The organism is [Rhizobium] kunmingense, from assembly GCF_977018605.1.
Map to the genome: position 1 here is coordinate 1,676,273 of NZ_CDRNXG010000001.1, position 13,697 is coordinate 1,689,969.

At 62.1% G+C, this 13,697-nt stretch carries 11 protein-coding genes; all 11 read right to left on the reverse strand.

Translation table 11 applies throughout. The features are described from left to right. Nucleotides 1-3: 3 nt before the first annotated feature. Nucleotides 4-1,656: an ABC transporter substrate-binding protein gene (locus AC0JZ4_RS08125; RefSeq protein WP_471885875.1), complete on the reverse strand. Its 1,653-nt coding sequence runs from the start codon at nt 1,654-1,656 to the stop codon at nt 4-6. Nucleotides 1,657-2,114: 458 nt separating this feature from the next. Further along, entirely contained in the window at nt 2,115-4,403 is a 2,289-nt protein-coding gene (locus AC0JZ4_RS08130; protein ID WP_471885876.1) for a molybdopterin-dependent oxidoreductase, read from the reverse strand. 48 nt (nt 4,404-4,451) lie between these two features. Beyond that, the gene (locus AC0JZ4_RS08135) at nt 4,452-5,828 is read right to left on the reverse strand and encodes an FAD-binding oxidoreductase (protein WP_471885877.1); all 1,377 of its coding nucleotides are present in this window, start codon (nt 5,826-5,828) and stop codon (nt 4,452-4,454) included. Next, nucleotides 5,825-6,703, reverse strand: coding sequence for a 3-mercaptopyruvate sulfurtransferase (sseA, locus tag AC0JZ4_RS08140; RefSeq protein ID WP_471885878.1), 879 nt, complete (start codon nt 6,701-6,703; stop codon nt 5,825-5,827). The genes AC0JZ4_RS08135 and sseA overlap by 4 nt, the downstream gene beginning before the upstream one ends. A gap of 65 nt (nt 6,704-6,768) precedes the next feature. After that, the gene (locus AC0JZ4_RS08145) at nt 6,769-7,371 is read right to left on the reverse strand and encodes a DsbA family protein (protein ID WP_471885879.1); all 603 of its coding nucleotides are present in this window, start codon (nt 7,369-7,371) and stop codon (nt 6,769-6,771) included. Nucleotides 7,372-7,384: 13 nt separating this feature from the next. Beyond that, the gene (locus AC0JZ4_RS08150) at nt 7,385-7,954 is read right to left on the reverse strand and encodes a TetR/AcrR family transcriptional regulator (protein WP_471885880.1); all 570 of its coding nucleotides are present in this window, start codon (nt 7,952-7,954) and stop codon (nt 7,385-7,387) included. 49 nt (nt 7,955-8,003) lie between these two features. Further along, nucleotides 8,004-9,032 carry a ketopantoate reductase family protein gene (locus AC0JZ4_RS08155; protein WP_471885881.1) on the reverse strand — a complete coding sequence of 343 codons (1,029 nt, stop codon included), beginning with the start codon at nt 9,030-9,032 and terminating at the stop codon, nt 8,004-8,006. A gap of 22 nt (nt 9,033-9,054) precedes the next feature. Beyond that, a complete protein-coding gene (locus AC0JZ4_RS08160) occupies nt 9,055-10,374 on the reverse strand; it encodes an NtaA/DmoA family FMN-dependent monooxygenase (RefSeq protein WP_471885882.1) in 1,320 nt (439 codons plus the stop codon). A gap of 21 nt (nt 10,375-10,395) precedes the next feature. Further along, nucleotides 10,396-11,253 (reverse strand): ABC transporter ATP-binding protein, encoded by an 858-nt coding sequence (locus AC0JZ4_RS08165; RefSeq protein WP_471885883.1) that lies wholly within the window; start codon nt 11,251-11,253, stop codon nt 10,396-10,398. Further along, the gene (locus AC0JZ4_RS08170) at nt 11,250-12,347 is read right to left on the reverse strand and encodes a FecCD family ABC transporter permease (RefSeq protein ID WP_471885884.1); all 1,098 of its coding nucleotides are present in this window, start codon (nt 12,345-12,347) and stop codon (nt 11,250-11,252) included. Before AC0JZ4_RS08170 ends, AC0JZ4_RS08165 begins: the two co-directional genes overlap by 4 nt. 44 nt (nt 12,348-12,391) lie before the next feature. Further along, the gene (locus AC0JZ4_RS08175; protein WP_471885885.1) at nt 12,392-13,525 is read right to left on the reverse strand and encodes an ABC transporter substrate-binding protein; all 1,134 of its coding nucleotides are present in this window, start codon (nt 13,523-13,525) and stop codon (nt 12,392-12,394) included. Nucleotides 13,526-13,697 lie beyond the last annotated feature (172 nt).

Genomic DNA, 13,697 nt, shown 5'->3' on the forward strand with positions numbered 1-13,697 from the left:
GGGTCAGTCGGCGATGAAGGCCGTGTAATAGCTGGCATAGGCGACGCCGTTATAGACCTCGCCCTTCAGCGTCGGCGACTGGACATAGATGCGTTGGACAATCTGCGTGCGCGGCACGAAATAGCCCTGTTCGAGGACGTGTTTCTGGAGGTCGTCGAGAAGCGGGCTGCGTTCATCGAGGGTGCCGGCGCTGGCGATCCTGTCGCGCAGGTCATTGATCCGAGCATCACGCTCATCAAGCGCAAACCAGTTCTCGCCATTGTTGGCATTGGTGAGAATACCGGCAACAGTGCCGGCGTCGATGAAGCTGCGCGTCACCTCGTAGGTGGGCACGGCTGCGCCGCCGAACTTGACCTTCTCGCCATAGGTGACGACGTCGAAGGCGCGAATATCGACCTTCCAGCCGATTTTTCCGAGTTGCTGGGCAATCAGTTCATCCACCGATTTGGATGTCGCCAGATACGGATTGGAATGAAGCGTCAGCGTCAGCGGTTTTCCGTCCTTGGCGCGGATGCCGTTCGCAGCCTTCACCCAGCCGGCTTCGTCCAGCAGCTTTTCGGCCTTCGCCGGATCATAGGCCAGAAGGGTGCTCTGGTCGGTTGCGCCGGGGACATTGCTCTGGATGAAGGAGGTCGCGAGGTGCCAGTCCGGCGTATACACCGTATCGATGATCTCCTGCCGGTCGATGCCGGCCTGCAGCGCCTGACGAACCTTCACGTCGTCATAGGGCGGAAGCTTGGTGTTGACGGCCCAGCCATTGACGAAACCGAGATAACGCGGCGTCGCGATGCTGAAGCCTTCATCCTTGAGCGACTTCAGCTCCTGGGGGGAGGCGTTGTAGGCGACATCGGCCTGCCCTGACTGGACGGAGGCAACGCGCAGGGAGGGTTCGGAGACGAGCTTGTAGGTGATCGTATCGAGGAAGGCCGGTCCGGTATGGCCGACGGCCGCAGGCCCCCAGTTATAGTCCTTGCGCTTGACCAGCGTGACGTGATCGCCTTCCTTCCAGCTTTCGACCACGTAAGGCCCGCTGCCGGCGGTCTTGCTCAGATCTGCCTGATCGGAGGCCGGTTGGGCGATGCTCTTCGGCGAAATGAGGATCGAGCCGTGATAGCCGAGCGTGGGCAAGAAGCCGAGCGTCGGCTTCTTGAAGAAGACCTTGACGGTGGAGGCATCGACCGCCTCTGCGCGGTCATAGGTCTTGGGGAAGAGGCCGATCGGGTTGATCCCTTCGGCCTTGCGGCCGGCATACCAGATATCAAGATTGGCGACGACGGCAGCCGCATCGAGCGGGGAGCCGTCGGAGAAGGTCACGCCACTCTTCAGGTGAAGCGTGAATTCCGTGGCCTTGTCGTTCTGTTCCCAGCGCTCGGCCAGCCAGGGCGTCACCTTGCCGTCCGCATCGACATAGAGAAGCTTGTCCGTGACATGGCCCCAGATGTGGCCCTGGAAACTGGAGATCGCGCTGTTGTTGGGGATCCAGGTGTCACCGAGGGAGTCGATCAGGAAGGTGATGTCGCCGCCCTCGCGCGGGCTGTCGGCCGCCAGAACCGGATTTAAGCCGATCGTTGCGACGAGAGCGACGGCCGCCGCAACCGATGTGGTGATGAGAAGGCGCCGCCGGGAAAGGGAAAACAGGGAGGAACGTTCGGTCATTGGGATCTCCTGGAGAATTGGGGTATTGTTCTCGTGTTGCTCCAGCACGGTCCGGCATCGCGCAGCGACCCGATCTGCAAGCATTGCCAACCGGGCGCACGGAGCCGTATCCGCCCGGCACCATGCCGAGCAGCTGAAACAACTGATTGATATTTCGAAACTTCCTGGATCAGGCCGTCCGGCCGATCAGAGGCTGCGGGCCTCTACCGCGGTCGCGCAGCTACACATTGGCTGCACCGATCGAGGAGCGCGTTTAACGAAGCACATCCTGATGCTGATGCCGGTCATGGAGCAAGCCTCTCGTTCTTGATAACTATCACGAGGGACAGCCTAAGCAGGGGAGGGCCTCAGAGAAAGACTGGTTATTCTTTTTCTACCGAGTTTGTGGATTATTTTGCTGCGCCCTTTGCCGGGCTTTAGCATTCGCGTTTCCAAGGTGCTGCCTGTGCGGCTCGCGCCTATTGCGCGAAGGTCATCCGATCCAGGATACGAACCGGCGGAAGCTCGCCGGAAAATCGTTCAGCCTCCACCGTCGTGATCTGTCCGGTGCAGCCCTGGGCCAGTTTCGAGGTGCCGATGTCACGGGTGAGAATGTTCGGATTGCCATGGATGCACATGGCATTCTCCGCCGAGACCTCGTCCGGTTCGAACCATGCGCCCGTTGCAAGCTGCATCACGCCCTGGCGCACATCCGCGCTCAGCACGGCCGCGGCAAGGCAACTGCCGCGCTCGTTGAACAGCCGCACGATATCGCCATCCGCTATTCCTCGCGCCTGCGCGTCGGTGGGGTTGATACGGACAGGTTCACGACCGTTTATTTTCGTCGAGCGGCTGAAGGCACCGTAATCGAGCTGACTGTGCAGCCGCTGGTGCGGCTGGTTGCAGACGAGGTGCAGAGGATAATCGTACCCGGCCTGGGTTCGCGAGGGGTACCACCGCGGATGCCCCGCACAGTCGTCATAGCCGAAGCTCTCGATCGTCCGCGAAAAGATCTCGATCCTGCCGGATGGCGTTGGCAGGGGGGAGGCCGACGGATCTTCCCGGAAAGCACGCGCCGGACCGCCTTCGTCGGGCTTCAGCGGCAGCCGCAGCTCTCCCCGCTGCCAGAACGCCTCGAAATCGGGAGCATCGTGGCCACCGGCGTCGAGCGCTGCCCGCGTGGTCTCGAACAGGAAAGCCAGCCATTCGGCGCTCGTCCGGTTCTCGGTGAAGCTCTCCGCCTTTCCAAGACGATGCGCGATTTCGGAAAAGATATCATAGTCGTCGCGTGCCTCGCCGACCGGTTCGATCAGCTTCTTCATCGCGATCATCAGGTCGTCGCGGTCGGCTGCGCCGATGTCGTCGCGCTCCAGCGTGGTCGTCGCCGGCAACACGATGTCGGCATGCCGGGCGGTCGAGGTCCAGGCGGTCTCGTGGACGATGATCGTGTCCGGGCGGCGGAAGGCGGCGCGCAGCCTGTTCAGATCCTGATGGTGATGAAACGGGTTGCCGCCGGCCCAGTAGACGAGGCGGATATCCGGATAATGCAGCGACTGGCCGTTATAATGAAACGCGGCTCCGGGGTTGAGCAGCATGTCGGCGATGCGGGCGACCGGAATGAAATCCCCGACGGCATTTTTGAACTGGTTGAGGGTCGGCAGCGGCGCGGCCAGCTGGCTTTTGCCGATATTGCCGAGCGCGCCAAGCGAATAGGAATAACCGCCGCCATCCAGCCCCATCTGTCCAAGCATCGAGGCCAGAACGATGCCCATCCAGACCGGCTGCTCGCCGTAATCGGCGCGCTGCAGGGAATGACTGACGGTGATCAGCGTGCGCGAACGGGCCATCAGGCGGGCCATCTCGCGGATGGTCCCGGCTTCGATCGAGCATATTTTCGCCGCCCAATCCGCGTCTTTCGCCTCGCCATCGCTACGCCCGAGAAGGTAATCCTCGAAACGGTCGTAGCCGACCGTGTAGCGATCGAGAAAGCCGCGATCGTGCAGTCCCTCCGTCACCAGCACATGGGCAAGACCGAGCATCAGCGCCACATCGGTGCCCGGCGTGATCGGCAACCATTCGACGTTCAATCCGTGCGGAAAATCGTCCTTCAGCGGGCTGACGGAGATGAAGCGAGCGCCGCGTGCTGCCGCGCCTGCCAGTTTCTGCCGCACGACGTGCTTGCTGATGCCGCCGCCATGAACATCGGCATTCTTGATCGCCATGCCGCCAAAGGCCATGACCAGTTCCGTGCTGCGCTCGATCGCATCCCAGGTCACGCTCTTGCGGTCGAATGTGTCGTAAGGGCCGAGCACATGCGGGATGATGACGGATGCGGCGCCGGAACTATACGTGTTGACGGATCGCACATAGCCGCCCAGCACGTTGAGGAAGCGGTGGATCTGGCTCTGTGCGTGATGGAAGCGACCGGCGCTCGACCAGCCGTAGGAGCCGCCGAAGACGGCCTTTGCACCGTATTCGCCATATACCCGGCCGAGTTCCTGCGCCACGAGATCGAGCGCTTGCGGCCAGCTTACTTCCACATAGTCGTCCATGCCGCGCATCGCGGCATTGCCCGGCTTGCCTTCAAGCCAGCCGCGGCGTACCGCCGGTCGCCTGACGCGTACGGGGCTGTCGGCAACCGCCGGAATGTTGCCGAGCAGCGGTGACGGATCGGGATCGCCCGGATGTGGAAGGATCTCCAGCCTGCCGCCTTCATACCGCCCCGAAAAGGCGCCCCAGTGCGAACTGTGAGGTTTGAAAGCATTCATGGCAGTATCCCTGGTGATCGGCATGACGACGATAGTGGCCGGTTCGACCTAACCCGGCAAGACCTTGCCGGGGTTCATGATCCCGGCCGGATCGATCGCATTCTTGATCACGGCCATGAGGTCCACCGCATCACCATGCTCCGCCCGCAGATATTTGATCTTGCCGGTGCCGACACCATGCTCGCCTGTCGATGTGCCGCCGACCGAAATGGCATGTTCCACCATTTTGGAATTGATCGCGGCGACCTCATTGAGTTCCGTCTGGTTGGCCGGATCGACGGCGAAGACGACGTGGTAATTGCCGTCGCCGACATGGCCGAGGATGGCGGCCGGTACGGTGCAATCTTTGAGCAATTCGCGCGTCTTCAGGATGCAGCCGCTCAGTTGCGAGACGGGTACGCAGACGTCCGACGACCAGCCCTTGGCATTCTCGCGCTGGGACACGACGGCGTAGAAGGCGTTATGACGTGCTTTCCAGAGCCGGTTCCGGTCTTCGGGAGCATTGGCCCATTCGAAATCCCGGCCGCCGTTTTCTTCGACGATGGCCTCGACCATCTGCACCTGTTCCTCAACGCCGGCCGGCGAACCGTGGAATTCGAAGGCAAGCGTATCCTCGATCTTCAGCGACAGGTTGGAATAGGCGTTGACGGCCTTTATAAGACCCCGGTCCATCAGCTCCATCCTTGCGACCGGAATGCCGAGCTGCACGACCTGAATGGCGGCAGCAACCGCCTGCTCGACGCTTTCGAACGAGCAGACTGCGGCCGAGATGGTTTCCGGAATGCCGTAAAGTCGCAGCGTCACCTCGGTGATGATGCCGAGCGTGCCTTCCGAGCCGACGAAAAGCCGCGTCAGGTCATACCCTGCCGACGATTTGCGCGCCCGACCGCCGGTGCGGATGATGTTCCCGTTCGGCAGGACGACCGTCAGCCCCAGCACGTTTTCGCGCATGGTGCCGTAACGCACGGCATTGGTGCCGGATGCGCGGGTCGAGGCCATGCCGCCGATCGAGGCGTTGGCGCCGGGATCGATCGGGAAGAAGAGGCCGAGATCGCGCAGATGCACGTTCAGCTGTTCACGGGTCACACCCGCCTCGACCGTGCAGTCGAGATCTTCGGCGCTGATGCGGCGAATATTCGACATGCGGGACAGATCGATGGAAATCCCGCCACGCACCGCCGTCAGATGACCTTCGAGCGAGGTGCCGGCACCGAAGGCGATGACGGGCACGGATGCGGCAGCACACAGGCGGACGATTTCGGAGACTTCCTCCGTCGTTTCGGCAAAGATAACCGCATCCGGGATCGCCGGCGTATGGTGAGATTCTCCGCGTCCATGCTGTTCGCGCAGGGCCTGCGACACGGACAGGCGATCGGCGAAGCGATTGCTCAGCGTCTCGGCAAGCGAAGCGGGCAGGGTGCTCATTTTGCTTCTCCTCGTGATGCCGGACCGGTATCGACGGGCGTGTCGCCCGGCTGACCCCATTCCGTCCACGCGCCGTCATAGATGGCGACATCGTCCTTGCCGACGAGATGCAGGCCGAAGGCCAGCGCGCCGGCAGTCACGCCCGAACCGCAGCTGGCAATGACCGGCGCCGACAGATCCAGCCCGGCGTTCTCGAAGGCATCGCGGATGGCCTGGGTGTCGCGAATTTCGCCGGTTTCGGGATCGGTCAGCGCATTGAAAGGCAGGTTGAAGCTGCCGGGGATGTGACCCGAGCGAAGGCCCGGCCGTGCCTCCTTCTCTTCCGCCGTGAAGCGGGCGGCGGAACGGGCGTCGATGACCTGCTCGGCACCACTCGTCAGATTGGCGAGCACGTCGGCTTTCGAGCGGACGGCGGCAGCATCGAACGTCGCGTGAAAGTTCCCCTTGGTGACGAGGGCAACCGCATCCGTGACCGGGCGACCTTCCGCCAGCCATTTGCGCAGGCCACCGTCGAGAACCGCGACCTTGTCGTGACCGAAGGTCCGCAGCGTCCACCAGACCCGACCGGCCGACATCAGGCCGGGTGTGTCATAGACCACGACCACGCTGCTGTTCGACAGGCCGAGATCCGCCGCATGGGCCTCGAATGCTTCGGCGGACGGCAGCATATGGGGCAGGGCGGTGGTGTGATCGGCGATCGCGTCGATATCGAAGAACCGGGCATTGCGGATATGGCGCGCCTTGAAGTCGTCGGCCGCAATCGGCGTTACACCCGGCAGCTTGAAGGATCCGTCGAGGATGACGAGATCGGGATGATCGAGATGGGCAGCGAGCCAATCCGTGGAGACGAGCGGGCCCGGCAGGGAAAGTGACATGAAAAACTCCGGAAATATATCTGGAGAGACGGCATGCCTGAGAGATGCCGCTCCCCGCCATGATGTCAGGCGACCAGTTTCTCGCCCTTGAGGTGGCGCTCGAGGAACGGCAGGCTGTCCTGCCCCCAATAGAGTTCACCCTCGTAGAGGAAGGTCGGCAGTCCGAAGACACCGGCGGCCTTGGCGGTCTCGTAGCTGGCCTGACGGATGGCCTGGACCGCATCGCTCTGGCCCTTTTCATCGAGGGCCGCGCCATCGAAACCGGCCGCATCCGCGATGGCCCGGCGAATATCGGCATTTCCGATATCTTCGCCGCGACCCCAGAAGGCTTCCTGCAGCGCCAGTGCCAGCTTCAGCCAGTCCTGGCCCGCGTCACTGGCGGCAACGATCATGAAACCGGCCGGGCCAGGGTCGGACAGGGCGGCGCGGTTGTCGAAACTGAGTACGTTGCCACGCAGTGCCGCCCACCGCTTCAGGTCCGTCGTCCAATAGGCGCGGCGTGCTTCCGGCCTGTTGCGCGCGTAGATGCCGCCATTGTCCTCGATCAGAGGAATGACATGCGGGCGGATCGTCGCGCCGTACTCGGCTGCCAGCGCGGCAAAGGGTTTAAGGCCGATATAGGCCCAGGGTGAGCCGACGCTGAAGAAGTAGTCGATGGTCTTTGTCATGGTATGGATGCTTTCAGGAAGACTGATTTGCGGGTGCCGTGGCATCGAAGACGGCCAGAGCACAATCCCGTGCGACGAGTACGGCCGTCGGGTCGCGATTGACGGCGACGGTCGCGAGCGCGCCCTCGTACAGAAGCGACAGATGTGCGGCGGCCTGATCCGGCTGAACACCGGTCCTCGCGATGATGGCGGTGAATATGTCCTTCACCATCGTCTTGTGGGTTCTCGCGACGGTAACGACGCGTTCGGAATCGCCATGTTCGGCAACGGCAAGCGCGAAGGCACAGCCGCGAAATTCCGGGCTGTCGGCCTTTTCATGCAGACGCTCGAAGATCAGTTTTATCTGGTCCCGCGGCGCCATCACCGCGTCCTGCACCTCACGCAAGGCCCGGATGACCCGGTCGTGACGTGCCTGCAGATAGGCGGCGACGAGATGGTCCTTGGAGGGGAAATGCCGATAGAGAGTTGCCTTGGCAACATTGGCCTCCTCAATGATGCGATCTATCCCCACCGCCCTTATGCCTTCGCGATAAAAGAGCGCTCCGGCGGCGTTGAGGATCTGGTCTGATATGGCTTCTCTCATGGTTTCGCTTTGACTTGATCGTTTCGAAATCCGAGACCGGCGATGCAGATCACGTTACGGCAGCAAGACCGGTCTGTCTTGTTGGCTTTGTGTTGTCGACGAGCGAGAGGACCGCGTCAAGCGAAAGTGGGACGGAGAAGCTGCCTTTTTGCGCCAGCGCCCCCGCCAGTTGCTGGACGGCTTCGTTATAGGGCGTCGCGACGCCGTGAATGCGACCGAGCAGAACGATCTCGCCGTTGAGAAAATCCACCTCGCTCGAGGCGCCGCGCGTAAAGCTCTGCCAGGTCGATTGTTGGCCCGGCTGGATGCCGCTGTTCTGCGCCGTCCGCCAGTTCGAGATATCGATGGTTCGCTCGGAAGGGGTGGCAAGCTTGTAGCCCGCGGCCTGCAATGCACGCCGCGCCTCATCCACCAGGGCGCCGCCGACCTCGTCCTTGAGATTGGCTGTGCCGTCGAACAGTTCGAGAGCATTGCGGACATTGTGAAGAAGCTTGGCCGATTTCCAGCGGCGGATCTCGGCACTGGCCTCGGCGAGATATCCCGAACGATTGAGATCCGCGGCGATGCGGTCGCTCGTTTCATCCCGCCCTGACGGGAACCGGCCGACCGTGACGATGCCTGCCTGAGGATCGCCGCCAACGACGACCTTGCCGGTTTCAGTAAAGCGCGCGGGCGTGAGGATGCTGGCACCGTAGACATGCGAGAATGTCCGTAGTGCCGCCGCCTCGGTGGCAAGCCCGTTCTGGAAGGTGACAACGGGCAGGCTCGCCGCCACGGTCAAGGCGGGACCGGAGACGTCTCGCCATGACCAGAAGGCCAGGGCCGCGACCGCATCCTGCGCCTTTACCGTCAGAAGCAGGATGTCATCACGCGTCAGTTCCGGTGGCTCGGACAGGTCGAAGGCGTTGAGGTTGATCTGCCGCACGCCCGATGGCCGCTGATAGCTCAGCCCATGCTGCCTTATATGGCCGATCTGCGCGCCGCGGCCGACGAGAGCGTATTCGACGCCGGCAAGCTCGAACTGGGCCGCAAGGCTCGCGCCGACTGCGCCGGCGCCGATGATAACATAGCGTGTCATCTGTTTTTCCCTATCTTCCGGCTCACACGCCGAGGTTCTGTCTGAGCGTCTCGTGCTGATAGTCGTGATGGAATATGCCGCGGCGCTGCAGTTCGGGGATCAGGTGATCCGTGACGGCGGAAAGCCCGAGTTCGTATTTGAGGGTGAAGGCGAGGAAGTTGAAGCCATCCGTCGCGCCGCGCTCGTAGCGATCCTGCAATTGATCGGCGATGTTCTCGACCGAGCCGATCGGGAACCAGTGACCGGCGCCGCTGGAGTGATAGATGATGAGATCGCGTACGGTGCGCACCTTGCCGCTTGCGATGAGGTCTCGGAACACGCCGAAACGCGAGCGGCGGCCCTGGATATCGGCCGTCTGCGGCAGGTCGTTGACCGGAATTTCGTCATCGAGCTCAAGCTCGGCGAGATCGATGCCGCCGAACTGGCCGGCGAGCGATTTGCGTCCTTCCTCGAAATCGATGTCGTCAATGACCTTCTGCCAGAAGCGCTTGGCCTCCTCGTCGGTGGAGCCGATGACCGGGGCGACGCCGGGAAGGATCTTGATCGAATCCGGCGAGCGGCCATAGGCAGAGGCGCGCGCCTTGAAATCGCGATAAAGATCGATCGACGGCTCGGTTTCCGTCAGACCCGTGGTGAAGATCACGTCCGCCACCCGTGCGCCGAGCTGCCTGCCCTCGGTGGATGTTCCCGCCTGGGCGAGGATCGGCCGGTCCTGCGGGCTGCGGGAGACGTTGAGCGGACCCTGGACGGAAAAATGCCGGCTGTTCCAGTCGATACGGTGAACCTTGCCGGCATCGACGATCTGGCGACCGCGGTCGTCATAGCTGACCGCATCCGGCTCCCAGCTTTCCCAGAGCGCCTGCACCACGCCGGCAAACTCTTCGGCGACGGCATAGCGGTCGTCGTGGGCAGGAAGAGGCTTGCCGAAATTCCTCTCCCCCGCCGAAGACGTGACGAGATTCCAGCCGGCGCGCCCTCTGGAAATATGATCGAGCGAAAGCACCTGCCGCGCGAGATTGTAGGGTTCGGTGAACGACGTCGAGATCGAGCCGATCAGGCCGATGCGCGCGGTTTTCGCGGCCAGTGCACTCAACAGCGTAACCGGCTCCAGCCCCGGTTTCGGCGCGGTTTCGCTGGTAACCAGAGCGTCGGCCAGGAAGATCGTGTGGATCTTTCCGCGTTCGGCCTGCTGCGCCTGTTCGATATAGGCGTCGATGTCGAGCAGATTGTCGGTCGGGCCATCGCGCCCCTTTTTCTTGGCCTGTCCGGTTCCGCCCAGCAATAGTCCAAGCACCAGTCCCTGGCCGCGTTCGCTCCGGCGGCCCGCCCACTTGTTCGTCATCTCGGTTTCCTTAAAAGAGTGTCAGGCTGTCGCGTATTCGCGCTGTTCGGCCGGGCGATGTGCCCGAGAAGGTTCCAATGCCGCGGGGTGCAGCCCGAGCTTTGCATGACCATGCTCGGACAGCGGATGGACCTGAACGAAGCCCTTGTGGGTCGACAGTTCCACATCCACGCCGTAGACCCGCTTGATCAGTTCCGGCGAGTAGACGTCGGCCGGTCGTCCCTCGGCGATGACGATGCCATCCTGGAGAAACACCACGCGGTCGGTGAAGCGGGCGGCCTGATTAAGATCGTGGATGGCGATGACCGCAGCCACATTGTTTTTCCGCGTCACATCGCGCGCCACTTCCAGCGTCTGCCACTGATAGCGGATGTCGAGTGCACTGGTCGGTTCGTCGAGGAGCAGGATTTTCGGGTCCTGGGCCAGCGCCCGCGCGATCAGGACGCGCTGGCCCTGTCCGCCGGAAAGCTCGGTGACCGCCCGGTCCCCCAGTTCGTCGAGGCCCATCCTCAGCATGGCGGCATCGACATGCGCCCAGTCTTCGTCACGCGGGCGGGTTCCGAAATAGGGTGTGCGCCCGAGCAGGACCGCTTCGCGTATATCGAGCCCGAAGGAAAGCCCGATCGATTGCGGCACATAGGCGACGATTTTTGCCAGATCCTTGCGGGCAAGCCCTGTCAGGTCGGTATCGCCATTCCAGGTGATCGTACCCTTCGTCTGACTGTTGATCCCGGCAATGGTCTTTATCAGCGTCGACTTGCCGGAGCCGTTGGAGCCGAGAAGGCCGACGAGTTCGCCTTTTTCGACGGTCAGGTTGGCGCCTTTGACGACCTGTCGCTTGCCATAGCCGACTTCGAGTGAGGAAATCTGGAGGGTCATTCGATTGCCTTTTGTCGAGTGAGGATGAGGTAGAGGAAAATCGGCGCTCCCACCAAGGCATCGATGATGCCGACGGGGATGACGCCCGGATTGATAACCAGCCTGCCGACGGCATCGGCGATGACGAGGAGCAGGGCGCCGATGATGGCCGAGAATGCGATGAGGAAGCGATGGTTCGCGCCGACCACCAGCCTTGCGATATGCGGCGCTACCAGTCCGACGAAACCGATGATGCCGGTAAAGGCGATCGTCACGGCGGTGAGTGTCGCGGCGATGGCGATCGTCTGAAGCCGAACCTGCGAGACGGCGACACCGAGGCTCTTGGCGGAATCGTCGCCAGCGAAGGCGATGGCGTTCAAGGCGCTGCTGCGGAAGCGGATATAGGGGAAGGCGAGGGCGAGCAGCACGAACAGGGCGAGCACCTGGTACCAGGCCGAGTTGTTGACCGAGCCCCATGTCCAGCGGACGATGGCGGCGAGCACTTCATCCTCGGCGAAATACTGGATGCAGGCGGTCAGCGCTCCGAAAAGCTGAGACAGTGCGATGCCGACGAGAATGAGCGTCGTCGGGTGCAGCTGTCTGGCCGATGCAAGCGAAAGCACGAGCGCGGTATTGAGAAACGAGAAGAGAAGTGCGCCGATGACCAGTGAAATCGCCGCGCTGCCGGCCGTTGCGCCGAAGAGGACGATGGCGAGCGAGGCACCGAAGGCTGCGGCCGGCGCGATGCCGAGCGTATAGGGGCTGACCAGCGGGTTGCGCAGCAGTCCCTGGAACAGCACGCCCGCGACGGCCAGCGCCGCCCCGCCGAGAATTGCCAGAAGAACGCGCGGGAGGCGCAGCTCCCAGATGACATTGTGCTTGAGCAATGTCGCGCGGTCGGTCGGGGTGGTGCCGACGATCTTGGACCAGAACGTCTCCAGCACATCGAGAAGCGTGGCGCCCGATGTACCGATCCGGATACCGATCAGTGCGGTGATCACCACGGCAGCGAGGCCGAGCATTATTGCCAGCTTCTGGCTGGTATAGCGGTCCGCCGATCCTCGTGAACCGGGCGGGGCGATGGGGTGCAGGGTGGCCGAATGCACTGAACTCATGTTTTTTCTCGCAAGGCTTGGGATTTCGTGTCGACGCGGGCGGTCTAGCCGCCGAGCTTGTAGGCGTAGTCGGCGACCGGTCTTGCCTCGACGCCCTGTGCCTGAAGCCATCTGGCGAAATAGGCATCGACCTCGATGTCGGCGAAACGATCGGGGTGCAGCCACTTGGCCACCGCCAGCGCGCCAATCTGCTTGCCCAGTGCGGAGAAGAAGAAATTGTTGATGACGAAGACGTTCTTGTTCTCTACCGCCTTGATCGAATTCCAGCCCGGGCGATCGACGACCCGCTGTGCCTGTTCGGCGAGCAGTTCCTGATCCCAGGGGGCATAACCGGAGGCCTTTCCGTCCACGCCGTTGTGGATGATCACATCGGGGTTGCGATTGATGATCTCGACCGGATCGACCGTGTAGGTGTGGACCGATGCGCTGCCGGTATTGGCGATGGCGATGTCGCCGAAAATGTTCCTGCCGCCGCCGAGCACGATCGTGTCGTGCCAGCCGGAGCCGGGAAGGGAGGTGACAAAATCGGCATTGTTTTCGAAGAATACGTTCTTGGGCTCGACGCCTTTCAGTCGCTCGGCAAGCAGCTTGTCGATGTCGTCGTAAAGAGCCGCGAGATCGGCAGCGCCTTTCTCTTCGCCGAAAATCTTGCCGATGTTCGGCAACTGCGCCCTCAGGACCTTCGGGTCCCAGGTGCTGACGACAACGACCTCGATGCCGAACGGTTTCAGCTTCTCGACCGCATCCTGCCACGGCGCGTTGCGGCGGGTGAAAAAGACTTCCGCACCGGATGCGGCGATCGTTTCCCAGTTGGGGCTGTTGAAATTGCCGGCATCCGGAAGGTCGGCGAATTTGGCGAAATAGTCTTTGTTCGCCGTATTCTTGTTGGGATTGGACGTTTGATCGATGGAGACGATCGTATCCGCGGCACCGATCGCCCGTACGATTTCGGTCTGATACCAGAGGTCGGTATAGACAGCTTTTATCGGCGCCTTAAGGGTGACCTCGCGCCCAAGCTCATCCGTAATCGTTATCGCCTTCTGTTCGGCAGCTTCAGCGCTTGCGGCAGACGGAAGGCCTGCGCCGGCGAGTAAAACGCCACCTGCCACGGATGCTACGAGCGTAAGTGCGTGACGGCGGTTGATGTGATGCTTGGATGAGAAAATTGAGCTGGTCATTCGGGTCCCCTGGCGACGCTATGCGTGGGCAATCGGATCGACGTCCAACTGCATGAGGAAAGCCTAATCAGCATAATCAGATGCAGAAAGACTGGTCTTTCTAATTCTACTGAAATTGTAGAAAATATGTTTCGCCAAGAGCCTGTAAGTGGCCGTGATGGAATAAGGCAGG